At 64.2% G+C, this 24,403-nt stretch carries 21 protein-coding genes; 15 read left to right on the forward strand and 6 right to left on the reverse strand.

What is annotated here, in order from left to right; genetic code table 11:
• Nucleotides 1-245: 245 nt before the first annotated feature.
• From E9229_RS16495 to E9229_RS16525, 7 genes are all read left to right on the forward strand, one after another.
• Entirely contained in the window at nucleotides 246-1,391 is a 1,146-nt protein-coding gene (locus tag E9229_RS16495) for a PhoH family protein (RefSeq protein ID WP_183512735.1), read from the forward strand.
• 7 nt (nucleotides 1,392-1,398) lie between these two features.
• The gene (ybeY, locus tag E9229_RS16500) at nucleotides 1,399-1,872 is read left to right on the forward strand and encodes an rRNA maturation RNase YbeY (RefSeq protein WP_183512736.1); all 474 of its coding nucleotides are present in this window, start codon (nucleotides 1,399-1,401) and stop codon (nucleotides 1,870-1,872) included.
• Complete coding sequence (locus E9229_RS16505) at nucleotides 1,869-3,176, forward strand: hemolysin family protein (protein WP_183512737.1); 1,308 nt, start codon at nucleotides 1,869-1,871, stop codon at nucleotides 3,174-3,176. The genes ybeY and E9229_RS16505 overlap by 4 nt, the downstream gene beginning before the upstream one ends.
• Nucleotides 3,177-3,184: 8 nt before the next feature.
• The gene (era, locus tag E9229_RS16510) at nucleotides 3,185-4,156 is read left to right on the forward strand and encodes a GTPase Era (RefSeq protein ID WP_183512738.1); all 972 of its coding nucleotides are present in this window, start codon (nucleotides 3,185-3,187) and stop codon (nucleotides 4,154-4,156) included.
• A 314-nt stretch (nucleotides 4,157-4,470) separates the two neighbouring features.
• Complete coding sequence (gene leuA / locus E9229_RS16515) at nucleotides 4,471-6,213, forward strand: 2-isopropylmalate synthase (protein WP_183512739.1); 1,743 nt, start codon at nucleotides 4,471-4,473, stop codon at nucleotides 6,211-6,213.
• Nucleotides 6,214-6,341: 128 nt separating this feature from the next.
• Entirely contained in the window at nucleotides 6,342-7,094 is a 753-nt protein-coding gene (recO, locus tag E9229_RS16520; protein WP_183512740.1) for a DNA repair protein RecO, read from the forward strand.
• Nucleotides 7,091-7,897: an isoprenyl transferase gene (locus E9229_RS16525; protein WP_312855737.1), complete on the forward strand. Its 807-nt coding sequence runs from the start codon at nucleotides 7,091-7,093 to the stop codon at nucleotides 7,895-7,897. Before recO ends, E9229_RS16525 begins: the two co-directional genes overlap by 4 nt.
• A 56-nt stretch (nucleotides 7,898-7,953) precedes the next feature.
• Here the strand turns inward: E9229_RS16525 and E9229_RS16530 are convergent, their stop codons facing one another.
• Complete coding sequence (locus E9229_RS16530; protein ID WP_183512742.1) at nucleotides 7,954-9,129, reverse strand: alpha/beta hydrolase; 1,176 nt, start codon at nucleotides 9,127-9,129, stop codon at nucleotides 7,954-7,956.
• 60 nt (nucleotides 9,130-9,189) lie between these two features.
• Between E9229_RS16530 and E9229_RS16535 the strand changes: the two genes are divergently transcribed.
• Nucleotides 9,190-10,284 (forward strand): quinone-dependent dihydroorotate dehydrogenase, encoded by a 1,095-nt coding sequence (locus E9229_RS16535; protein WP_183513121.1) that lies wholly within the window; start codon nucleotides 9,190-9,192, stop codon nucleotides 10,282-10,284.
• A 102-nt stretch (nucleotides 10,285-10,386) separates the two neighbouring features.
• Here E9229_RS16535 and E9229_RS16540 read toward each other — a convergent pair whose 3' ends face one another.
• Nucleotides 10,387-10,971: a DUF3043 domain-containing protein gene (locus tag E9229_RS16540; RefSeq protein WP_312855738.1), complete on the reverse strand. Its 585-nt coding sequence runs from the start codon at nucleotides 10,969-10,971 to the stop codon at nucleotides 10,387-10,389.
• 62 nt (nucleotides 10,972-11,033) lie between these two features.
• On the opposite strand from E9229_RS16540, the gene E9229_RS16545 reads away from it, so the two are divergent.
• The 7 genes from E9229_RS16545 to E9229_RS16575 all read left to right on the forward strand — a co-directional run bounded on the left by E9229_RS16545 (nucleotide 11,034) and on the right by E9229_RS16575 (nucleotide 17,984).
• Nucleotides 11,034-12,443 carry a dipeptidase gene (locus tag E9229_RS16545; protein ID WP_183512744.1) on the forward strand — a complete coding sequence of 470 codons (1,410 nt, stop codon included), beginning with the start codon at nucleotides 11,034-11,036 and terminating at the stop codon, nucleotides 12,441-12,443.
• Nucleotides 12,444-12,549: 106 nt separating this feature from the next.
• Nucleotides 12,550-12,924, forward strand: coding sequence for a HesB/IscA family protein (locus tag E9229_RS16550; protein WP_183512745.1), 375 nt, complete (start codon nucleotides 12,550-12,552; stop codon nucleotides 12,922-12,924).
• A 204-nt stretch (nucleotides 12,925-13,128) separates the two neighbouring features.
• Nucleotides 13,129-14,004: an aa3-type cytochrome oxidase subunit II gene (gene ctaC, locus E9229_RS16555; protein WP_183512746.1), complete on the forward strand. Its 876-nt coding sequence runs from the start codon at nucleotides 13,129-13,131 to the stop codon at nucleotides 14,002-14,004.
• Nucleotides 14,005-14,010: 6 nt separating this feature from the next.
• Entirely contained in the window at nucleotides 14,011-15,729 is a 1,719-nt protein-coding gene (ctaD, locus tag E9229_RS16560; protein WP_183512747.1) for an aa3-type cytochrome oxidase subunit I, read from the forward strand.
• Nucleotides 15,730-15,731: 2 nt separating this feature from the next.
• A complete protein-coding gene (locus E9229_RS16565) occupies nucleotides 15,732-16,133 on the forward strand; it encodes a cytochrome c oxidase subunit 4 (RefSeq protein ID WP_183512749.1) in 402 nt (133 codons plus the stop codon).
• 128 nt (nucleotides 16,134-16,261) lie between these two features.
• Nucleotides 16,262-17,053: a GntR family transcriptional regulator gene (locus E9229_RS16570; protein WP_183512750.1), complete on the forward strand. Its 792-nt coding sequence runs from the start codon at nucleotides 16,262-16,264 to the stop codon at nucleotides 17,051-17,053.
• A gap of 532 nt (nucleotides 17,054-17,585) precedes the next feature.
• Entirely contained in the window at nucleotides 17,586-17,984 is a 399-nt protein-coding gene (locus E9229_RS16575; protein WP_183512751.1) for a hypothetical protein, read from the forward strand.
• A 174-nt stretch (nucleotides 17,985-18,158) separates the two neighbouring features.
• Here E9229_RS16575 and E9229_RS16580 read toward each other — a convergent pair whose 3' ends face one another.
• The 4 genes from E9229_RS16580 to qcrC form a co-directional block, all read right to left on the reverse strand.
• Entirely contained in the window at nucleotides 18,159-20,549 is a 2,391-nt protein-coding gene (locus E9229_RS16580) for an ATP-binding cassette domain-containing protein (RefSeq protein ID WP_183513124.1), read from the reverse strand.
• A gap of 258 nt (nucleotides 20,550-20,807) precedes the next feature.
• Nucleotides 20,808-22,478: a cytochrome bc1 complex cytochrome b subunit gene (gene qcrB / locus E9229_RS16585; RefSeq protein ID WP_183512752.1), complete on the reverse strand. Its 1,671-nt coding sequence runs from the start codon at nucleotides 22,476-22,478 to the stop codon at nucleotides 20,808-20,810.
• A 2-nt stretch (nucleotides 22,479-22,480) separates the two neighbouring features.
• Nucleotides 22,481-23,524: a cytochrome bc1 complex Rieske iron-sulfur subunit gene (qcrA, locus tag E9229_RS16590; protein WP_183513125.1), complete on the reverse strand. Its 1,044-nt coding sequence runs from the start codon at nucleotides 23,522-23,524 to the stop codon at nucleotides 22,481-22,483.
• Between the two features lie 70 nt (nucleotides 23,525-23,594).
• Nucleotides 23,595-24,383, reverse strand: a complete 789-nt coding sequence (gene qcrC / locus E9229_RS16595) for a cytochrome bc1 complex diheme cytochrome c subunit (RefSeq protein ID WP_183512754.1) — start codon at nucleotides 24,381-24,383, stop codon at nucleotides 23,595-23,597.
• Between the last annotated feature and the right edge of the window lie 20 nt (nucleotides 24,384-24,403).

The following is a 24,403-nucleotide window of genomic DNA, read 5'->3' on the forward strand; positions in this document are numbered from 1 at the left end:
GGGAGGCGGGCGAACTTCCATAGCCTTGCACACGCTCCGGGCACTGGGGACCGGAAACGGTGCGGTGGCCCAGAGTGTTGCGTGATCGATACCAACCCGTTGCACGACCGTATCCGAGGCCACGAGGGGCAGCGGCGGTGCCCCGGCCCCGGGTAGGATGGAAGGGCGCACCCAGGGGCACCGCCGAATGGTTCGGCGGCGAACGCCCTTCGGCGCGTTTCCGCACGGGAGGCGGACGGCGCCATATGGGCAAGGACTTCACCCCAACGACGCAGCACGCAGACGCAGCGACCGTCGTGGTCTTCGATTCACCGGAGCAGATGGTCGCCACCTTGGGCGCCCACGACGAGGTGCTGCGCGTCATCGCCGGGTTGTACCCGGAGGCGGACCTGCTGGCCCGCGGCAACGAGGTCCGGATCTCCGGCGAACCGCTTGCCGCTGCGCGTGCACTGCGGCTGATCGGCGAGGCCCGCTCGCTCGCCGCGCTCGGCACCCGGATCACCGCAGGCACCGTCGAGCAGCTGGTGCGCATGCTCAACGGATCCCCGGCCGGCGCGCAGGCGGTGCTGGGCGTGAATATCCTCTCGGCCCGCGGCAACACCATTCGGCCCAAGACGCTGAACCAGAAGGAATACGTCGATGCCATCGACAACAACACCATCGTGTTCGGCATCGGCCCCGCGGGTACCGGCAAGACGTTCCTGGCCATGGCCAAGGCGGTTGCCGCGCTGCAGGCCAAGGAGGTCTCGCGGATCATCCTGACCCGCCCGGCGGTGGAGGCAGGGGAGAAGCTCGGCTTCCTGCCCGGGACCCTGACCGACAAGATCGACCCGTACCTGCGCCCGCTCTACGATGCGCTGCATGAGATGATCGACCCCGAAACCATCCCCCGGCTGCTCGCCGCCGGCACCATCGAGGTCGCCCCGCTGGCCTACATGCGCGGGCGCACGCTCAACGACGCGTTCATCATCCTCGACGAGGCGCAGAACACCACGCCCGAACAGATGAAGATGTTCCTGACCCGCCTGGGCTTCGGCTCCAAGATCGTAGTCACCGGCGACGTGACCCAGGTCGACCTGCCCGGCGGCACCGCCTCCGGGCTGCGCGTGGTCTCCGAGATCCTTACCGGGGTCGATGACATATCCTTCTGCCTGCTCGACGCCACCGACGTGGTTCGCCACCGGCTGGTCGGCGCCATCGTTGCCGCCTACGAAAAACACGCGGCTGCCCCACCGGCTGCGGCTCCCACCAACGCCCGGCAGGCCAGGGCGCGCATCGAGCGTCGCACGGCGGCCGAAGCTGCCGCCCGCGCCGCCCAAGCAAGGCACATCCACGAATCCACACCCGCATCCACATCGGCGCCGTCCCCGGCGCACCACCAGGAGACCTGAGCGAACCATGTCGATCGAGATCAACAACGAATCTGAAATCGAAGCGGACCTGGAGTCCATCGGGGCCCTGGCCCGTTCCATCCTGACCGCCCTGAACGTGCACCCGGAGGCCGAGGTGTCCATCATCCTGCTCGACGAGGAGCCGATGAGCACCCTGCACGTGGAGCACATGGACCTGGAGGGCCCCACCGACGTGATGTCCTTCCCGATGGACGAACTGCGTCCCGGAACCCCCGGCACGCTCACCCCGGCTGGCATGCTCGGAGACATCGTGATCTGCCCACAGGTCGCCGCCGAACAGGCAGCCGCCGGCGGCCACTCCACGGCGGATGAGATCCTGCTGCTCACCACGCACGGCATGCTGCACCTGCTGGGCTTCGACCACGCCGAGCCGGAGGAGAAGGCCGAGATGTTCGGGCTTCAGCGGTCCCTGCTCGAGGACTTCCTGGGCCGCCCGGCCCCCCGGGAGACCATGCAGTGACGGCTGCGATACTGTTGGCGCTGGCGCTGCTGTTCATCGCCTGCGCCGCCATTCTCACCGCGGCCGAATCGGCCTACCTCTTCCTGTCGCGGCAGGAGGCCGAACAGCTGCGCGGGGACGCTGCCCGCGGGCACCTGGGCCGGATCCTGGACGAGCCGACGGCACACACCCATGCGGTGCGCTTCTGGCGGGTCTGGTTCGAGATGGCCTCGGCGGTCGCCCTGGCCATCCTCTACCTGGACCGGCTGGACAACGTCTGGTGGGCCGGGCTGCTGGCCACCATGACGATGGCGGCGATCGGCTTCGTACTGGTCGGATTCTCGCCCCGGCGCTACGGCCGGGCCCACGCCGCTCGCGTCGTTGCGGCCACCGCCCCGCTGGTGCGCTTCCTGCGCATCGTGCTGGGGCCGGTCCCCGGCTGGCTGGTGGCCATCGGCGCCTATCTGACCCCGAGCGCCCCCTCCGACGACCAGGCATTCCTCACCGAGGAGCACTTCAGGGACCTGGTCGACCGGGCCAACGAGGCCGATGTGCTCGATAACGCCGAGGCGGATCTGATCCACTCGGTGTTCGAGCTCGGCGATACCAAGGTCCGCTCGGTGATGGTGCCGCGCACCGACATGGTCACCATCGAACGCGGCACCGACCTGAAGACCGCCATGTCGCTGTTCCTGCGTTCGGGCTGTTCGCGCATCCCGGTGATCCGTGACGACGCCGATTCGATCGTCGGGATCATCTACCTCAAGGACGTCGCGGCGAAGCTGCATGCCAACCCGGGGGATATGCGCGGGGTGGAGGAGGTGGCCCGCGACGTGCGCTACGTGCCCGAATCCAAGCCGGTCGCCGAACTGCTCGGGGAGCTGCAGCGCGAATCCACCCACGTGGCCATCGTGATCGACGAATACGGCGGCACGGCCGGACTGGTCACCCTCGAAGACCTGATCGAGGAGATCGTCGGGGAGATCGATGACGAATACGATGTCGAACGCACCGACGTCGAGGACCTGGGCAACGGTACCTGGCGGGTCTCGGCGCGGCTGTCCATCGACGAGCTGGCCGAGATCTTCGACGTGGAGATCGAGGAGGACGAGGTCGACACCGTCGGTGGGCTGCTGGCCAAGACCCTGGAACGGGTCCCGATCGTGGGCTCCGAGGTGCGCATCGGGGATATCGTGCTGCGGGCAGACACCCTCGAGGGGCGCCGCAACCGGCTGGGCACCGTCCTGGCCTGGAAGACCAAGCAGAATTCAAAGCAATCCACCGCCACCGGGGCACTACCCGCGGTGCCGGACAACGAGGAGTAGGCCAGAGCATGACACACAACGAGCAGAACATTCCGGGCCTGGTCACAGGCGAATGGCCGGCCGACTACCGCGCCGGTTTCACCTCCTTCGTGGGTCGGCCCAACGCCGGCAAGTCCACGTTGACCAACGCGCTGGTCGGGCAGAAGGTGGCCATCACCTCGGCTAAGCCGCAGACCACCCGGCACACCATCCGCGGCATAGTGCACCGCGAGGACGCGCAGCTGATCCTGGTCGACACCCCGGGCCTGCACCGCCCGCGCACCCTGCTGGGCCAGCGCCTGAACGACCTGGTCGCGGACACCCTCTCCGAGGTCGACGCGATCGGCTTCTGCCTGCCGGCCAACGAGAAGATCGGCCCGGGTGACAGGTTCATTGCCACGCAGCTCGCCCAGCTGCAGAAGAAGCCGATCATCGCCATCGTCACCAAGGCCGACACCGTGGACAAGGCCGCGCTGATGCAGCAGCTGATCGCCGTCGCGCAGCTGGGCGTCGACGTGCTCGGCGAGGAGGGCTGGGCGGCCGTCGTGCCGGTCTCCGCAACCAAGGACTTCCAAGTCAAGGAGGTCGCCGACGTGCTGGCGAAGCAGATGCCGCTTTCGCCGCCGCTGTACCCGGATGGCGAGCTCACCGACGAGCCGGAGGCCAAGATGGTCGCTGAACTGATCCGCGAGGCCGCCCTGGAGGGCGTGCGCGACGAGCTCCCGCACTCGCTGGCTGTCGTCGTGGAGGAAATGATCCCGCGCGAGGGGCGCCCGGAAGACAAGCCGCTGCTTGACGTTCGGGTCAACCTGTACGTGGAGCGCCCCAGCCAGAAGGCCATCATCATCGGCAAGGGCGGGGCCCGCCTGCGCGACGTGGGAACCGCCTCTCGCAAGGGCATCGAGGCGTTGCTGGGCACCCGGGTCTACCTGGACCTGCACGTGAAGATCGCCAAGGAGTGGCAGCGGGACCCCAAGCAGTTGGGCAAGCTCGGCTTCTAAGCGAGCCGGCTTCGACCCCGCGCCCGTGAACGGCCCGCCGTGGACCACCGGATTCCCAGGATCCCGGGATCCCGGGATCCGCGGCGGGCCGTTCGCATGAGACGGGAGCACTGCGTCATTCTTCTCAGCATGCTGTCATGGAGTCGGGAATCACGGCGGCGGGATGCTAGTGTGAAAAAATGCGTCAGGGACTTCTTCTACTAAAGCGCCGCGGCGAGGCCATGCGGGACCACAGGTCCTAGGGCCGACTCCTCGCTGCGGAGTTGCTCATGCCGGCCACCAATTTTCAACCACCACTGAAAAGGCCCCCTGAAATGCACAACATGCAAAAGCCCTCCGGAATGCCGATCCACAAGTACGTGCCGTTCCAAGAGCAGATCGAGGTTTCGCTGCCGGACCGCACCTGGCCCGACAAGGTCATCACCACCGCCCCGCGCTGGTGCGCCGTGGACCTGCGTGATGGAAACCAGGCGCTGATCGATCCGATGAGCCCCGAGCGCAAGCACAAGATGTTCGACCTGCTCGTCTCCATGGGCTTCAAGGAGATCGAGGTCGGATTCCCCTCGGCGTCGCAGACCGACTTCGACTTCGTCCGCCAGCTGATCATCCAGGACCGGATCCCGGACGACGTGACCATCCAGGTGCTGACCCAGTCGCGCGAACACCTGATCGAGCGGACCTACGAGTCGCTCGAGGGTGCCAAGCAGGCCATCGTGCACCTGTACAACTCCACCTCGGTGCTGCAGCGCCGCGTGGTCTTCAACAAGGACCAGGACGGCATCGTCGACATCGCGCTGACCGGCGCGCGGCTGTGCAAGAAGTACGAGGAACAGCTCAGCGGAACGAAGATCACTTACGAATACTCCCCGGAGTCCTTCACCGGCACCGAGCTGGCGTTCGCCAAGCGGATCTCCGATGCGGTGGCCGAGGTGCTGGAGGCCTCGCCGGAGAACAAAATGATCTTGAACCTGCCGGCCACCGTCGAAATGGCCACGCCGAACGTGTACGCCGATTCCATCGAGTGGATGCACCGGAACCTGGAAAACCGCGAGTCGATCATCCTCTCGCTGCACCCGCACAACGACCGCGGCACCGGTGTCGCGGCGGCCGAGCTGGGCTACCTGGCCGGCGCGGACCGCATTGAGGGCTGCCTGTTCGGCAACGGCGAGCGAACCGGCAACGTCGACCTGGTCACCCTGGGCATGAACTTGTTCGTGCAGGGCATCGACCCGATGCTCGACTTCTCCGACATGGACAACATCCGCCGCACCGCCGAATACTGCAACCAGCTTGCCGTGCCGGAACGGTCCCCCTACGGCGGGGACCTGGTCTTCACCGCATTCTCCGGTTCGCACCAGGACGCGATCAAGAAGGGCTTCGAGATGATGGAAGCCGATGCGACCGCGGCAGGTAAGACGGTCGACGAGATCGACTGGGCGGTACCCTACCTGCCAGTGGACCCGAAGGACATCGGCCGCTCCTACGAGGCGGTCATCCGCGTGAACTCGCAGTCCGGCAAGGGGGGCGTCGCCTACCTGCTGAAGAACGAGCACTCGCTGGATTTGCCGCGCCGCGCGCAGATCGAGTTCTCCGGGGTGATCCAGCGCAAGACCGACGGCGAGGGCGGCGAAATTTCCGCCGCAGCGATCTGGAACGCGTTCCAGGACGAGTACCTGCCGGTCTCCGAAGGATCATCCGAGGAGGCCTGGGGCCACTACCGGCTCGCCTCGGCCAACGCCGACTCGGCCGAGGACGGCAGCTTCGCACTCACGGCAACCCTGGTCATCGGCGGTGTCCCGCACCGCCGCGAGGCGGCCGGCAATGGACCGATCAACGCGCTGGTGAACATGCTGGCCCAAGACGGCGTCGACGTGCGCGTGCTCGACTTCACCGAACACGCCCTGTCCGAGGGCGGCAACGCCTCGGCCGCTGCCTACGTTGAATGCGCCGTCGGTGAACGCGTGCTCTGGGGCGTGGGCATCGACACGAACACCACGATGTCCTCGCTGAAGGCCGTCATCTCCGCCGTGAACCGCGCCATCCGCGACAAGGCCTGATCCGCGGTACCCCGGGCCCGGACCACGAGCGATCCGAAGGGGGCCCGCCACAGCGCGGCGGGCCCCCTTCGGCAGCTTCCCGGCGGTTCACGGGAGCCGGGGGGCGTGGAAGCTGAGAGAATGGAAACGTGTCAGCCTCCGAATTCGCAGCCAAGTCCTACAAGACCCGAGGCCTTGTTCTGCGTACCCACAAACTGGGCGAGGCCGACCGGATCATTTCGTTGCTGACCCCGGAGCACGGCCTGGTCCGCGCCGTGGCCAAGGGGGTGCGGCGCACCAGTTCAAAGATGGGCGCCACGCTCGAACCGTTCATGGAGATCGATGCGCAGCTGGTCCACGGACGCAACCTCGACGTGTTCACCCAGGCGCAGCTGCGCCACTCTTACGGGCTTGCCCTTGCTGCCGACTACGACGCCTATATGGCGGCCAACGCGATGGTTGAAACGGCCGAACGGCTCTGCGAGGGCGAGGAGGATGCGGTGGCCCCGCAGTACCGGTTGCTGCATGGCGCCATCGCCGCGCTAGCCCGCGGGGCGGGGGACCCGGGATCGCTGCTGGATTCCTACCTGCTGCGCGCCCTGTCCACCGCCGGTTGGGCGCCGAGCTTCACCACCTGCGTCAACTGCGGGGAACCTGGTCCGCACGACTCGCTGAACATCGCCCTGGGCGGCGTGGTGTGCCGGGCCTGCAGGCCGCCCGGCTCACAGTCCCCGGCTCCCGAGACCATTGCCCTGCTTGCCGCCCTGCTCACCGGCGACTGGCCGGTCGCGGCGGCGTCTGAGCCCAGAACCCGCCGGGCCGCGGCAACTATCGTGGCCGGCTATGTCCAATGGCACCTGGAAAAGGTCGTCAAATCGCTCAAGCTCGTGGAGAGAACGTGAACCCCCCGAAGTCCACCACCGGGCGTGCCGCCCCGGCGTCGCCGCCACCGCACCCCTCAGGCGAGCTGCCCCCGAAGATCCCGCGTGAACTCGTGCCGCGCCATGTGGCCATCGTGATGGACGGCAACGGTCGCTGGGCCAACCAGCGTGGGCTGCCACGCATCGAAGGCCACCGTGCCGGGGAGGCCGCGCTGCTGGATGTGATGGCCGGAGCCATCGACATCGGCGTGGAATACGTCTCGGTCTACGCCTTCTCCACCGAGAACTGGAAACGCAGCCCCGATGAGGTGCGCTTCCTGATGGGCTTCTCCCGCGACGTGCTGCGCCGCCAACGCGACACTCTGGACCAGTGGGGAGTGCGCATCCGCTGGGCCGGGCGCCGCCCTCGGCTGTGGTCCTCGGTGGTCAACGAGCTGCAGGAGGCCGAACGGGCCACCGTGGGCAATTCCACCTGCCAGTTGACGATGTGCGTGAACTACGGCGGACGGGCAGAGATCGCCGATGCCGTCGCGGCCATCGCCGCCGATGTCGCCGCCGGCAAGCTCAAGCCCAAGGGCATCAGCGAGAAGACCATCGGTCGCTACCTGGACGAACCGGATCTACCCGACGTCGACTTGTTTCTGCGCACCAGCGGCGAGCAGCGAACCAGCAACTTCATGCTCTGGCAGTCCGCCTACGCCGAGATGGTGTTCATGGACGTGCTCTGGCCCGATGTCGACCGGCGCACCCTGTGGCAGGCCATCGAAACCTATGCCAGCCGCGACAGGCGCTACGGGGGAGCGGTGGACACGCCCACCGCGTGAGCCTGCGCACCCGTCTCCCGTTTCCGGTCCATCACGTCCTCGAGCGAGAAACCGGGCTATTTCCCATTCAGGTAGCCGGTGGACCACCGGTCTATCGCAGCGAACGCCGCGGCCCGCGGCTCCGGACCCGAGGTGAACACGTCGTGCATCGCCCCGATCAGCTTCGCGTTGGTCACCTCGGTGCCGATGCCCAACGAACGTTCGCGCACCACCTCGACCTCGATCACTGCATCGTTGAACAGCATCTGCTGGTCGAAGACGGGGCTCAGATGCGTGCGGGCACTGGTGAGCACCAGTACCGGGATACGCAGGTTCAGCCCGTGGGCCACCTTCGCATGCCCGGCCATGACGGCGCGCAGCCATCCGGCGGTTACCGGGAAGGAAATCTGTGGCCGCCAGACCGGGTGCAGGTCCCAGGTGCCATGGCCCAGCCGGCTGAGCGTCTGCCAATACTGGTCGGCTTCCGGCAACCGCAACTTGGCCTTGGGCCGCAGCCGGGCAACAGGATCAAGCACTCCCGTCGCGGCATAGCGCACCAGGTGGCTGCCCTGCAGTTCCAGCCATGGTGAATTGAGCACCAGGGCGGTGAAAATGCCCGGATGGCGCTCGGCCCACAGCGTGGCGATCAACCCGCCGGTGGAATGCGCCACGCAGATCCGCTCATCAAACTCGCCGGCATCGGCGGCGAGGGCATCCAAGGCGGCCTTCAGATCGGCATCGTAGTCCGTCAGGTCACTGACGTATCCGGGTGCCTCCCCGGCCCGCAGGCTGCGTCCGTAGCGGCGCAGATCCACGGCGTAGAAGTGATATCCGCGGGCGTTCCAGTATTCGGCGAGGGCCGTGTTGTAGTAGTAGTCGCTCCAGCCGTGCAGGTAAAGCACGAATCCGCGGGCCCGGGGCGGCTCCGCCCCGGGCCCCGGCCTGCCGGCCAGGCGGCGCCAGAACCCCGCGCGGGCCGGGGTGGGGCCGGCGGCCCCGGTGCTCGCCGGACGGTATCGCACAAGCGTGGCCCGCACGTCCCCGTCCTCGTCCGGTGGCAGCGGCAGCGTCGTATAGGAGTAGTCCGGACCCAGGATGTCCGGAAGCCACTGGCCCTCTTCGCTATCGGGCAGGAAGGATGGCCAATCGCCGCTCGGATCCCGGTATTCCTCGGGAGGAGAGCTGCCGGAATCGAGCGGCGAGTCCGGCTTTGGGGTGGTCTTTGCCAAGCGCTGACGAAACTCGAATGTCATGTGATGAGCATAACCATGAGCAAGTTGTTTGGAACCAGCTGGCAGGGAAGACTGTTAAACATGCGCTTCTATCCCACGATTTTCCGTGTCGTTTTCTCCCGTATGGATCCCGAAAAGGCACATCACATCGGCTTCCGCGCCATTCGACTGGCGGAAAAGACCGGTGCATCCGCCATGCTGCGCCGGATCAGTGCGCCGTCGTTGGGACTGCGCCGCACGGTCATGGGCATGGACTTCCCCTCGCCGTTCGGACTGGCGGCCGGGTTCGACAAGGAAGGCCACGGGGTTGCGGCCCTGGCGGATCTGGGTTTCGGGCATGTGGAGGTCGGCACCATCACCGGTCAGGCACAGCCGGGCAACCCGGCTCCGCGGCTCTTCCGCCTGATCGAGGACAAGGCGGTCATCAACCGGATGGGCTTCAACAACTCCGGCGCCCGGGCGGTGGCACCGCGCCTGCGCGATGCGGCGCCCGTGCTTTCCAAGCGCTTCGGCGCCGTGCGCCCGGTCATCGGCATCAACATCGGCAAGTCGAAAGCCGTCGAGCTCGAGGACGCGGTGGAAGACTACCTTGTCTCCACCCGCGAGCTCGCCACCCATGCCGACTACATGGTGGTGAACGTCAGCTCGCCCAACACCCCGGGATTGCGCCTGCTGCAGAGCGTGGAATCACTGCGCCCGTTGCTGAGCGCGGTGCAGGAAGAGGCTGACCGCGTTGCGGCCCGCCGGATGCCGCTGCTGGTGAAGATCGCCCCGGACCTGGCCGATGCGGACATCGACGAGGTGGCCGCGCTGGTCACCGAACTGGGCCTGGCTGGGATCATCGCCACGAACACCACGATCGGCCGCGAGGGACTGCTCGCCGATCCGTCCAAGGTCCGGGAGATCGGTGCCGGCGGGCTGAGCGGTGCCCCGCTGCGGGCACGTTCGCTCGAGGTGCTCAAGCACCTGCGCCGGGTACTACCTGCCGGAGCAACGATTATCTCCGTCGGTGGCGTCAGCACGGCCGAGGATGTTATCGAACGGCTGCAGGCCGGAGCCGACCTGGTCCAGGGCTACACCGCCTTCCTCTATGAGGGTCCGCTTTGGGCGCGGGCCATCAACAAGGGGCTGCGCAAGGCGCTGGTCAACGGCGTCTCGCTGACCCCGGCCGGCTAGATCCGGCCCCTGCCCGGGTCCCGGGCACCTGAGCGTGGAAGTGGAAAAGGCGGTGCGTTTCCCTTACCGGGAGGCGCACCGCCTTTTTAATGTACGGAGGGGTTAGCGCGGAGCCTGTCCGCGCTTGACCTGCGGCTTGGGCAGGCGGATTTTGCGGAACTGCAGCGAGCGCATTACGGCGTACCAGAGCACGCCGCGCTCGAGCTCGCCATGGCGCTCGGTGATCTGCTTCTTCAGGCGCCGGGTCATGATGTACGCATCGATCATGGTGATACCCAGGACGACCCACAGGCCCAGAGTCAGATTGGCCTGCACCACCGTCAGCTTCGGGAAGGCCAGGGCGATGATCAGGAACGCGAAGATCGCGATCATCAGGAACTCGCCGACCATCCATCGGGAGTCGACGTGGTCGCGGGCCAGGCGCTTCTGGTCCCCGCGGTCACGCGGCATCATGTAGCGCTCGTCGCCCGTTTCATTGGCGAGGCGCAGCTTGTCCTGCGCTGCGGCGCGATCCTTGCGCTGGGCCTCGCGGGCCAGCTTCCTGTCGGTGGGCACCAAGGGGCGTTGCCGCGATGCCTGCTGCGCACTGCGCTTAGGGGTCGGGGCATTTTTGCCTTGGTTGGCGGTGGTCTCTTCTTCGGGCATTGCCGTGGAAGCGGCGGCCTCGTCCTTCTTGCGTCCAAACACCCTCCCAGTCTATCGGTGCAGCGCGCCTCCACACTAACGAGACGCGGTTGTAGGCTGATCGCATGACTACTAATGAGCAGCAATTCGACGCCGTACAGGGCGTTGACCTCCAGGCATTGACCGCTCGCGTCGAGGCCGGCTTCGCCCAGACCCTGGCCGAGCTCAAGGAACTCGTGGCGATTCCCGGCATCGCCTGGGACTCATTCGACGCGGCGCAATTGGACCGCAGCGCCGAGGCTGTGGCCGAATTGGTGCGCGATTCCGGTATGGACGATGTGCGCATCCTGCGTGTCGACACCCCGGCGGGCGTTCCCGGCGGGCCCGCCATCGTAGCCCACCGGGCGGCGGCACCGGGCAAACCCACCGTCCTGCTCTATGCGCACCATGACGTGCAGCCCCCGGGCGACGAGGCGCTGTGGAACACGAAGCCGTTTGAGGCCACCGAGCTCGATGGCCGCCTCTACGGCCGTGGAGCGGCCGATGACAAGGCGGGCATCATGGTGCATATCGCGGCCCTGCGCGTTGTGCTCGATGCGGTCGACGACTTTGGCGTCGGGGTGACCTTCTTCCTCGAAGGCGAGGAGGAAGCCGGTTCGCCGAGTTTCCGCAACTTCCTCGAAGAACACCGTGAATCCCTAAAAGCCGACGTCATCGTGGTGGCGGACTCCAGCAACTGGAAAGTCGGCGTCCCGGCCCTGACCACCAGCTTGCGCGGACTAGTCGGGGGCGTGGTCCAGGTGCGCGTGCTTGCCCACGCTGTGCACTCGGGAATGTTCGGCGGGCCGGTGCTCGATGCCCCGACGCTTGCGGCCCGCCTGATCTCCACCTTCCATGATGCCCGGGGAAACGTGGCCATCGCGGGGCTCCTCTCCCACGATTCGGCCATCGTCGACTACTCCGAAGCGGACTTCCGTGCGGATTCCTCCGTGTTGAGCTCGGTCAGGCTCGCGGGGGAGGGGCGGATTGCCGACAGACTCTGGAACAAGCCTGCCCTCTCGGTCATCGGCATGGATATACCCTCCGTGGACATCTCCTCCAATACGCTGATCCCGGCAACGAGGTTCAAGGTCAGCGTCCGCCTCGCACCGGGACAGGACCCGGAACTGGCCGCCACGGCGCTCAAGGCACACATCGAAGCCCAGGACCTCTTCGGTGCCGAGGTAACGTTCGAGGCCGATGAGGCGGGTAATGCGTTCTCGACGGACACCGCGGCCCCTGCGGCACAGGCCTGCCTGTGGGCGCTCGGGGAGGCCTGGGGCGTCCCAGCCGTGGAAACCGGATTGGGCGGATCGATCCCGTTCATCGCCGATTTGCTCGAGGTCTTCCCGACCGCCCAGATCCTGGTCACCGGTGTCGAAGATCCTGATTCCCGGGCACATTCGGCCAATGAATCGCTGCACCTCGGCGACTTCCAGAAGGCCATCCTGGCCGAGGCCCTGCTGCTGGCCCGGCTGCATGCAAAGGGCCTCTAGCCCGGACGCGCGCGGGGTGAGTTTATTCAGACATCCCAAGTACCATTGAAGATTGAGGGGCAGCTCCCACACGGCAGCCCGCGTCAAGCAGTAACGGAGGACCACAATGACAGCAGCAACCAATGAAACAACGGCAGATGCCACCGAGTTGCCCACGCACGAGGTGAAACTGACCGATGTAGCGGCCGGAAAGGTCCGCTCCCTGCTGGAGCAGGAAGGCCGCACCGATCTGCGACTGCGCATTGCCGTGCAGCCCGGCGGCTGCTCGGGCCTGATCTACCAGCTGTACTTCGACGAGCGGCTGCTCGAGGGTGACTGCGTTTCGGATTACGACGGCGTTGAGGTCGTCGTCGATAAGATGAGCGTCCCTTACTTGGATGGGGCTTCGATCGACTTCGAGGACACCATTTCCAAGCAGGGCTTCACCATTGACAACCCGTCCGCTGGCGGTTCGTGCGCCTGCGGCGATTCGTTCCACTAATCGGGCCTATGGAACCCGCCTTCACGCCGTTACATATCGGCGTGAAGGCGGTGTTTCTGTCGGCATTTGAGCACCCAAGAGGGTAAGCTCTACGATAAGTAGTAAAACTATGGTTTTCTTCGGCCTAGTCAGCGTTGATTCCTCGTGAACAACATTGGCGCTGCCGAAGATTCATTCAGCACCAACAAAGAGGAAGGGCCGTCTGTGAGTTCGCAAGACCGAACCAGCAGCAGCCGCAAAGGCACAGCCAAAGTCTTGGCAATCGCCGGCGCCGGCGCATTGCTGCTGACGGGATGTTCAGCGGAAGTCCAGCGAGGTTGGCTCCCGAACGTCGAACGTGACACCACTAACCACACCGGAATGATCCAGGACCTCTGGGTCAATTCATGGATCACCATTCTGATCATCGGCCTGTTGACTTGGGGTCTGATGCTGTGGTGCATGGTTGCGTACCGTCGTCGCAAGACCGACACTGGTTACCCGCGGCAGCTTAGCTACAACCTGCCCATTGAAATTTTCTACACGGCCGTGCCGTTGATTCTCGTGCTTTCGTTCTTCACCTTCTCGGATAAGACCGAACGCATCATCAACACCCCGGTTGCATCTGATCTGGTTGTGGACATCCGCGCCAAGCAGTGGGCGTGGGACTACAACTACGACTACAAGGGCGTCAAGAAGTACGACTCCACGGTCCAGGCAAACCTGACCGGCAAGCCGGGCGTGCGCAAGACGCTCCCGACGCTGTACCTGCCCGTCAACAAGTCGGTGACCTTCGAGCTCAACAGCCGCGACGTCATCCACTCGTTCTGGGTACCGGCATTCCTGCAGAAGCTGGACATGATCCCGGGAAAGACCAACTACATCTACTTGACGCCTCAGGTCGAAGGTGAATTCGACGGCAAGTGTGCCGAACTGTGCGGCGAGTTCCACTCCGAAATGCTCTTCAATGTGAAGGTCGTTTCCGAGGCGGAATTCGAAGCTCACCTGGCTACCCTCAAGGACGGTTCGCTCGGTCCGGAATACGACCGCGCGCCGGGACTTGTCAACCAGGTCGCCGCTAAAAACGGTGAAGGGAACTAGTCCAACATGACGACTTACGAATACGCAACCGACGAGGTCAAGAGCCTCGCGCCGAGCGCCGTTCCGGTTTCCAAGGGACGCATCATCGTCAACTGGATCACCTCCACGGACCACAAGACCATCGGGTACATGTACCTGATCGCCTCCTTCGTCTTCTTCTGCATCGGCGGCGTCATGGCGCTCGTCATCCGTGCCGAGCTCTTCGAGCCGGGCATGCAGATCCTGCAGACGAAGGAGCAGTACAACCAGCTGTTCACCATGCACGGCACCATCATGCTGCTGATGTTTGCAACCCCGCTGTTTGCGGGTTTCGCCAACGTCATCATGCCGCTGCAGATTGGTGCACCCGATGTCGCCTTCCCGCGGCTGAACGCACTGGCCTTCTGGTTCTTCCTGTTCGGCTCGACGATCGCGGTTTCCGGCTACCTGACCCCCCAGGGTGCAGCATCGTTCGGCTGGTTCGCTTACGCGCCCCTGTCGAACACCACCTTCAGCCCCGGCGTCGGCGGAGACCTCTGGGTCTTCGGCCTGGCCCTCTCGGGCTTCGGCACCATCCTGGGCGCAGTCAACTTCATCACCACGATCATCTGCCTGCGCGCACCGGGCATGACCATGTGGCGCATGTCCGTGTTCTCCTGGAACACGCTCATCACCGCCATCCTGGTCCTGATGGCCTTCCCGCCGCTGGCAGCCGCGCTGTTCGCACTGGGTGCCGACCGGCGGTTCGGAGCCCACGTCTTTGATCCCGAATCGGGTGGACCAGTCCTCTGGCAACACCTGTTCTGGTTCTTCGGTCACCCCGAGGTCTACATCATCGCGCTGCCGTTCTTCGGCATCGTGTCGGAAATCTTCCCGGTCTTCAGCCGCAAGCCGATCTTCGGCTACAAGGGCCTGATCTTCGCGACGATCTCCATCGCAGCGCTCTCCGTGTCCGTCTGGGCACACCACATGTACGTCACGGGCTCGGTCATGCTTCCGTTCTTCGGATTCATGACGATGCTGATCGCGGTTCCGACCGGCGTGAAGTTCTTCAACTGGATCGGCACGCTCTGGCGCGGCTCGATCACGTTCGAGACCCCGATGCTCTGGAGCCTGGGCTTCATGGTCACCTTCCTCTTCGGCGGCCTGACCGGAATCATCCTCTCGGCTCCGCCGCTGGACTTCCACGTCTCGGATACCTACTTCGTGGTAGCCCACTTCCACTACGTGGTCTTCGGTACAGTTGTGTTCGCCATGTTCGCCGGATTCTACTTCTGGTGGCCGAAGTGGACCGGCAAGATGCTCAACGAACGCCTGGGCAAGATCCACTTCTGGATGCTGTTCGTCGGCTTCCACGGCACCTTCCTGATCCAGCACTGGCTGGGCGTCATCGGCATGCCGCGTCGTTACGCGGACTACATGCCCGAAGACGGTTTCACGCTCATGAACCAGTTCTCGACCGTGTTCGCCTTCATCCTGGGCCTGTCCATGATTCCGTTCTTCTGGAACGTGTGGAAGACGGCACGCGACGGCAAGAAGGTCACCGTGGATGATCCGTGGGGCTTCGGTGCCTCGCTTGAGTGGGCCACCTCGTGCCCGCCTCCGCGCCACAACTTCCACTCGATCCCGCGGATCCGCTCCGAGCGTCCCGCCTTGGACCTGCACCATCCGGAACTGGGCATTCGCTCCACTCCGGATAACGCCGTTGCCAAGATCTTCGGACCCGCCGACCAGAAGGATAAGTAAGCATGAAAGTCGAGTCCTGGCTCTTCCTCGGTGGCGTGTTCTTCTTCACCCCCGTGGCAATCGTTTACGGCATGATGGTCAACTGGCAAGAATGGGTGGGCTTCCTTGCCTTGTTCATGCTTTCCGGACTGTCGATCATGGTCGGCTTCTACCTTCACTTCACCGCACGCCGCGTGGGCTACCGCCCCGAGGACCGCGTTGACGGCGAAATCCACGAGAACGCCGGCGCCATTGGCATGTTCTCTCCCTGGAGCTGGTGGCCGTTGGTCTTGGGCCTGGCAGCCGCTATCGGGTTTGCCGGTCTGGCACTGGGCTTCTGGGTCACGTACATCGGCATTGGCCTCCTCACCGTAGCCCTCACCGGCTGGGTGTACGAGTACAGCCGCGGCGACCACGCACACTAGGTACGCCATCGGGGTCTTGTAATCCTGGACTGGAGCGGTGCATCCCCTTAACGGGGATGCACCGCTCCAGTTGTTTAAGCGAGAATGGAAGTACTTCCGAACTCCCTCCTCGCCGCCCGAAGGATTCCATGAAACGGTACGCACTACAGCCGCTGGTCATCGGCGCGCTGAACCCCGAGTCCCCGGTGTCCAAGCACCGACAGCTGCGTGCCATCCTGCGTACGCATGCCCAGGAGACCTGTAAGCCGGGGGATCGGCTGCCCCCGGAACGTGAACTTGCTGAATACTTCGATGTGGCACGCAAGACCCTGCGGCAGGCCATTGATTCGCTGGTCGAGGATCAGGTGCTCAAGCGCGTTGTTGGGGTGGGAACATTCGTGGCTCACCCCAAGGTAGACCTTCAAGCGAAGCTGACCTCCTACACCGAGGAAATGCATCGTCGTGGCATGGTTCCGGCCGCTCGCGTGCTGCGCTTCGACTCGGTGCCCGCCGTCGGCAATCTTGCGCGGGAGATGGGCCTGGCTGAGGGCACCCCTGTGGTGAGATTCCGACGACTTTTGCTGGCCGATGGCACGCCCATGAGTCTCGACGACAACTTCATCCCCGAGCACCTAGTGCCGGGCTTCCTCGACGACGAAGCGCCAATGTCCCTCTACCAGCGGCTCGATGAACGCTACGGCTTGATCTTGCAGTGGGCCGAGGATGAGATCGAGGCTGCTGCCGCGACGGTGGAGAACGCTGACCTGCTGAAGGTCGAGATTGGGTTCCCCTTGCTGCGAGTGACAAGGCATGCCTACGTGGATGACAACCTGATCGATTTCTCGGTCTCCGTCTACCGGTCCGACCGGTACAAGCTGTTCGTCCCAATCCAACGCCACGGCATGCGACCGCCCCGCTACACCAAGATCACCCAGACCTAAGCCCAGCGGCGCTGGGCACGGCGCCCGAGGCAACACTGGGCGTCATCCCCGGGTGCGTGATCGAGCGTGGGATGGGAATTGGAGGCATGGCTGATTCCACCGCGAGAGTGCCACGTGCCCACCACTGGAGAATGGGCCAGAAGGCGCAAGGTCCTATTGAGTCGGGATTAAGCATATGAATCGAAACTTGATTTGGTCCATAGAAATCGGGACCATGTACGGCGAGCACCATACGCGCCGAATCGGCACCGCCAGAGCAAGAGCAGCACGGCTGCTTCCCACAGGCTGCGCCTGCTATTGATCCAGGCATCGACGTGGCCGCTGGCAATGAGAGCAAGGTCCCGGCACCCGGCAATGTCATGGTCGATGGAAACAACGTAGAGATAAAGAAAGGTTCTGGAAAGTACGAACAGAATAAGTCGTATGACCGTTGGCTGTTTAACGGCGATCTCACAGAGGCAAGAGCCGCGAAAGTGCGCAATCAGTTCGGGGCCTAGTTCACGGTGGCAAGCCACGAATGTCGGTGGTAACCATGGCCAACACCGACATCCACAACGGCAAGAAAGGCAATCACCGAGTCAAAGGCAGCATCGCGGCCACCGATTCATACCGGGTTTCCTACCGGCTCCCCGATCGAGCCGCGGAAGATATTGCCCGAAGCGTGTCGGCCAAGGCCATCCTGGCCTCCAACGAGGCAGCGGAGAAGCTGCTGGACGGCGTCGGCGAGAGTCTTCGCCGGAAGTCGGCGAGAGTCTTCGCCGGAACAAGAACGAAAGTACACGTCGGCATGTCGTTGGCCTGCCCCGCGAACGGTGGGCCGGACAACCGTTCGCGGGGCGGACCTCGATTCCTCGGCGGTGCGGGCGGACGTCTCGAAGTTTCGCTACCGTGGGTGGGCTATCCACATCCCGGCGCGGGACTCGACGGCTAAGCAAGGGAACGGCCCTGAATCATTGGAGCGCCGGACCAAGACCACCCCGACTCCTTAGCGAGACCGTGTTCTCCAGAGCGGGCTTTCGTAAAGATTCTCCCTTGTCCCAAAGCGACAAGACCCCGTCCGGCACCACCGCATAGGGGGCGCCGGACGGGAAGCGGGACGGCAGGGCTAGGCTCCGATGTACTTCGCCAGGTGCTCACCGGTAAGCGTGGACCTGCCCGCAACCAGTTCCGCCGGTGTGCCCTGGAAGACGATACATCCGCCATCGTGGCCGGCTCCGGGACCGAGATCGATGATCCAATCGCCGTGGGCCATGACAGCCTGATGGTGTTCGATCACGATAACCGTCTTTCCATCATCCACGAGTCGGTCAAGCAGGCCCAGCAGCTGCTGCACATCGGCCAGGTGGAGGCCGGTCGTCGGCTCGTCCAGCACGTAGATGTTACCCTTCTCGCCCATGTGGACGGCAAGCTTGAGTCGCTGGCGTTCGCCGCCCGAGAGCGTGGTCAGCGGCTGTCCAATGCAGAGATATCCGAGTCCGACGTCCGAGAGCCTGGCAAGGATCTTGTGGGCGGCGGGGATGCGTGCGTCCCCTGCCACGAAGAATTCCTCGGCCTCGCTCACCGACATGGCCAGCACCTGACTGATGTCCCGGCCACCGAGGTGGTATTCGAGCACGGAAGAGTCGAAACGCTTGCCCCCGCAGTCCTCGCAAGGGTTCGCCACGCCGGCCATCATGCCCAGATCCGTGTAGATGACGCCGGCGCCATTGCAGGTCGGGCAGGCGCCCTCCGAATTGGCACTGAACAGCGCCGGCTTAACGCCGTTGGCCTTCGCGAACGCCTTGCGGATCGGTTCGAGCATGCCGGTGTAGGTCGCCGGATTGCTCCGCCTGGAGCCCTTGATCGAACCCTGGTCAACCATGACCACGTCGTCAAGGCCGGCCACCGATCCGCGAATCAGCGAGCTCTTACCTGAGCCCGCGACGCCGGTCATCACCGTTAGCAGACCAAGCGGGATGTCGACATCAATGTCCTTGAGGTTGTTGGCATGGGCACCGCGGATCTCGAGCTTGCCCGTGGCGCTGCGCACCGTGGTCTTCAGTGAGGCCCGGTCATCCAGGTGACGTCCGGTGAGCGTGTCGCTGACGCGCAGGCCCTCCACCGTACCCTCGAACATCACCTGTCCGCCCTCTGTGCCCGCACGCGGTCCCAGATCCACTACATGGTCGGCAATCGCTATCATCTCGGGTTTGTGTTCCACTACCAGGACGGTGTTTCCCTTGTCGCGCAGTTGGAGCAGCAGTTCGTTCATCCTCGCGATATCGTGCGGGTGCAACCCGATCGACGGTTCGTCGAAGACGTAAGTGACGTCGGTGAGAGACGATCCCAGGTGCCTAATCATCTTGGTGCGCTGCGCCTCGCCGCCCGAAAGCGTTCCGGAGGAGCGGTCCAGGCTCAGGTAGCCCAAGCCGATGTCGACAAACGAGTCCAAGGTGCCACCCAGGGCTTCCAACAGGGGAGCGACAGCCGGTTCTTCCAGCTCACGTACCCAGGCGGCTAGGTCGCTGATCTGCATTGAACATGCGTCGGCGATGCTTTTGCCATTGATCTTGGAGTTCCGGGCGTGCTCGGCCAGCCGGGTGCCGCCGCATTCGGGGCAGGCCGTGAAGGTGACGGCCCGCTGCACAAAGGCGCGGATGTGCGGCTGCATGGCATCGACGTCCTTGGCCAGGAACGATTTCTTCATCTTCGGGATCAGGCCCTCGTAGGTGAGGTTGATGCCATCCACCTTGATTTTGGTGGGCTCGCGATGGAGTAGGTCCTCGAGCTCCTGCTTGGTGTACTTGCCGATCTTCTTTTCCATGTCGAAGTATCCGGACCCGGCAAAGATCCGGCCGTACCAGCCGTCCATGCTGTACCCGGGAATCGTGAGGGCGCCCTCGGAGAGGGACTTGTCGGCATCGAAGAGGGCGGTGAGGTCGAAGTCGGTGACCGTTCCCCGGCCCTCGCAGTTTGGGCACATGCCACCGGTGATCTTGAAGCTGCGGCGTTCCTTGACCGTCTTGCCGCCACGCTCGAACTTCACCGCACCGCCGCCGCTGATCGAGGCGACATTGAACGAATAAGCCTGGGGCGAGCCGATCTGCGGCTGGGCCAGCCTGCTGAAGACGATGCGCAGCATGGCGTTGGCGTCGGTGACCGTGCCGACGGTGGAGCGCGGGTTGGCGCCGAGCCGCTCCTGGTCAACCAGGATCGCGGTAGTGAGGCCGTCTAGGACATCCACGTCCGGGCGTGCGAGCGTCGGCATGAAACCCTGCACGAAGGCGCTGTAGGTCTCGTTGATCATCCGCTGAGATTCGGCGGCGATGGTCCCGAAAACCAGGGAACTCTTGCCGGAGCCGGAGACACCGGTGAAGACGGTCAGCCGGCGCTTGGGGATCTGGACGCTGATGTCCTTGAGATTGTTCACGCGGGCGCCCTGGACACGGATCATTTCGTGGCTGTCCGCCAGGTGTTGGGAAGCGGGCTGCGGGGGATTCACCGTGGACGTGCTCATCATCTCTCCATCTTTTGTGCGGGATCTGCTGCGCAGCCGGTTATTCTGGCCGTCTCGATCTTAACTGCAGCGGGACCCTGGGGCCGTGATTGATCCAACCGGCGCGCGGTGCATCAGAAACAAGTCTAGGTCGGAGCGGAAAGGGTTGCTTCTCCGTTACTGCTCGAAGGGTCAGGCGGGGGCGCGGTGTTGCGCTTAAACGGCTGAGGGGCCCATCCTTGCGGATGAGCCCCTCAGCGGAGTCAGAATCTGATCGCCTTAGTGGCCGATCGAGTTCTTGTCGTCTACCTCGATGGCTTCGTGGCCGTGGGCTGCGTGAGCCTCGGCCAGTTCCTTCGGGGTAACCGGTGCAACGCGGTCCTCGAAGAAGAACTTCGAGAGTGCGCCACGGCGCTTCTCTTTACCGGTGACGTGGCCGGCGCGGTCTGCCTGGGGCGGGATGACCTGGCGGTCTTCGTAGCTCGTGAGCAGGTAGCGGCGGTACTCGTCGACTTCCACATGGCGTTCGGAGAAGGCGCCCTCGGGCGACATCTCGATGATGCCCGCTTCGCGGCCGTGCAGCACGATCTCGCGATCCTTGCGCTGCAGGGCCAGAGCCAGGCGACGGGCCACGATGAAGCCGAGGACCGGGCCGAGGAAGAGCAGCGAGCGCAACCAGTAGGTGACATCGTTCAACGACACGTGGAAGTGCGTTGCAATAAGGTCGGAGCTGGCAGCTGCCCACATCACGCAGTAGAAGATGACTCCGGCGACGCCGACCGCAGTGCGGAACGGTGCGTTGCGCGGGCGGTCCAGGACGTGGTGCTCGCGCTTGTCCTTGGTAATCCAGGCTTCGATCCACGGCCACACGAACATGAGCGTGAAGACGATGCCGGCCGGAACCAGCGCCGGCAGCAGCACGTTCAACGAGAGCGTGTTCGTTCCCCAGGGGAACGGAATCAGCCATTCGAAGGAGAAGTTGCCCAGCGTGCCCGGCATGAGGCGGAGCGCCCCATCGACCCAGCCGATGTACCAGTCAGGCTGGGTGCCTGCCGAAACGGGGGAGGGGTCGTATGGGCCGTAGTTCCAGATCGGGTTGATCTGGAAGAAGCCGGAGATGAAGGCCACGATGCCGAAGACGATGAAGAAGAATCCACCGGCCTTTGCCGCGTAGACCGGTCCGACCGGGAAGCCAACGACATTGTCGTTGTTTCGGCCCGGGCCGGGGTACTGCGTGTGCTTGTGCACGACGACCATGAACAGGTGCATCGCTACCATTAGCAGGATCAACGCAGGCACGATCATGATGTGCAGTGAGTACAGGCGCGGGATGACAGCGTCGCCCGGGAACTCCCCACCGAAGAGGAAGAAGGAGATGTACGAACCAATGACCGGGATCGACTTCACGACGCCGTCGATGATGCGCAGGCCGTTGCCGGAGAGCAGGTCATCGGGGAGCGAGTAGCCGGTGAAGCCGGCAGCCATGGCCAGGATCAGCAGCACGCCGCCGACGACCCAGTTGAGCTCACGCGGTTTGCGGAACGCGCCGGTGAAGAAGACGCGCAGCATGTGCACGGAGACGGCAGCCACGAAGAGCAGTGCCGACCAGTGGTGCATCTGGCGCATGAACAGGCCGCCACGGACATCGAAGGAGATGTCCATGGTCGAAGCCATGGCCGCCGACATGCCCACGCCGTGTAGCGGGTTGTACGAACCGGTGTAGACCATGTGGGCCATCGACGGATCGAAGAAGAACGTCAGGAACGTGCCCGAGATCAGCAGCAGGACGAAGGTGTACAGCGCCACCTCGCCGAACATGAATGACCAGTGGTCGGGGAAGATCTTGCGACCGAATTCCTTGACCATGGCCGATCCGCCGACGCGTGAGTCGACGAAGTTGGCGATACGGCCGGTCTGGGTTTTCGGTGTGTATTCAGCAGAACTGCTCATGATTAACCACGCTCCCAGTAGCTCGGACCGACGGGTTCGTGGAAGTCGCTGCGTGCGACCAGGAAGCCCTCGGAGTCAACGGTGATCGGCAGCTGCGCCAACGGGCGGCCCGCCGGGCCGAAGATGACCTTGCATTCCTGCGTGAGGTCGAACGTCGACTGGTGGCAGGGACAGAGCAGGTGGTGCGTCTGCTGCTCGTACAGGGCGACCGGGCAACCAACGTGGGTGCAGATCTTCGAGTACGCGACAATGCCGTCATAGTTCCAGTCCTCGCGGCCCGGGCTAACTTTCAGCTTGTTCGGGTCCAGGCGCATCAACAGAACGACGGCCTTGGCCTTCTCGTTGAGCACGTCCTCGGCCTTGTCCAGCCCATCAGGGATGACGTGGAAAACGGAACCGATCTGGACATCTGCTGCCTTGATCGGCGTACCCGACGGGTCACGGACGAGCTTGACGCCCGTGTCCCACATTGTGTGGCGCAGCTGATCAACCATCGCGTTTGCGTTCTTGCCGGTGCGGTCAAGATCGCGGAACATGAAGATCGCCGGGATCGGGGCCAAGGCGATGGCGCCGATCAGGGTGTTGCGGATCAGCGGACGGCGCTTGATGCCGGTTTCTTCGAGAACGGTGTTAATGATCTCTTCGGCTTCCTGGCGATCCGCTTCGGGGCGGATCTCGTGGCGCAGTTCCGAAATTTCGTGATCCGGCATCAGGGTCTTGGCCCAGTGAACGATGCCAACGCCGATGCCGAGCATTGCGAAGGTGGTGCCGAGGCCGAGCATCGAGTTCTGCAGACGGATCTGGGAGATGTTCTCCGGCCGTCCCAAAACAAAGTAGGCAATGAAGAACGACAGCGTGCCGATTATGGAGATGATGAAAAGCAGCGCAACCTGACGCTCTGCCCTTTTCTCTGCACGCGGGTCCGTGTCTGCAAGGCGCTTCCGATGCGGCGGAAGGCCAGGGTCCTGGAATTTCTCCAGTGACCCCTGACCAGCCTTAGCAACGGTGCCCGAGTCGTCCGGACTGCCGTGACTATGGTCGCCCATGTTGTCTCTCATCCTTTTCTCAAGATTCATTAGTACGTAGTGATCGATGGGGATGGCCCCATCAGTGCCCCTAAGAGGGGCGAGAAGTCAACCAAATGGTGAAGGCGATGACGACGCCCAATCCTGCGGTCCAGATGAAGAGACCTTCAGAGACGGGACCCAACGAGCCGAGCTTTGCTCCGCCGGGCGAACCCTGGGTCTCGATTTCCTTCAAGAAGGTGATCACGTCACGCTTCTCGTCGGGGGTGATGTTGGCATCATTGAACACCGGCATGTTCTGCGGACCGGTGACCATTGCTTCGTAGATGTGCTTCTCGGAGACACCGGCCAAGGCAGGAGCGAACTTGCCTCGGGTCAGTGCGCCGCCTGCAGCAGCGGCGTTGTGGCACATGGCGCAGTTGACACGGAAGACGGTTCCGCCGTTGGCGGAGTTGCCCTTGGTCGTATCAAGAACGCCGTGTTCAGGGATGGCCGGGCCAGCGCCAAGGCTTGCGACGAATGCCGCAAGCTGGCCGACCTCGACGTCCGCGAACTGTACCGGCTTGGACGGGGCCTGGGGCCCCTGCATCTGCATCGGCATACGGCCGGTGCCGACCTGGAAGTCCACGGCTGCAGCGCCAACACCAATCAAGGAAGGACCGTTAACGGATCCTTGCGCCTGGAGGCCGTGGCAGGTTGCGCAGTTGGCGACGAAGAGCTTGTTGCCATTCTCGATGTCGCTCGCGGAATATGTCGACGCTGCCTTAGCCTCGTTGACGCTGCCCGCTGCTACATAAAGTCCGCCCGTGATGAGCAGACCCATCAGCAACAGCGCGACGGCGGCGAGGGGATGGCGGCGCCTTTGCGAAAGAGCCTTCACTTGCTGGTTCCTCACTTGTT

The sequence above is a fragment of the Paeniglutamicibacter cryotolerans genome (assembly GCF_014190875.1).
Taxonomy (GTDB): Bacteria; Actinomycetota; Actinomycetes; order Actinomycetales; family Micrococcaceae; genus Paeniglutamicibacter; species Paeniglutamicibacter cryotolerans.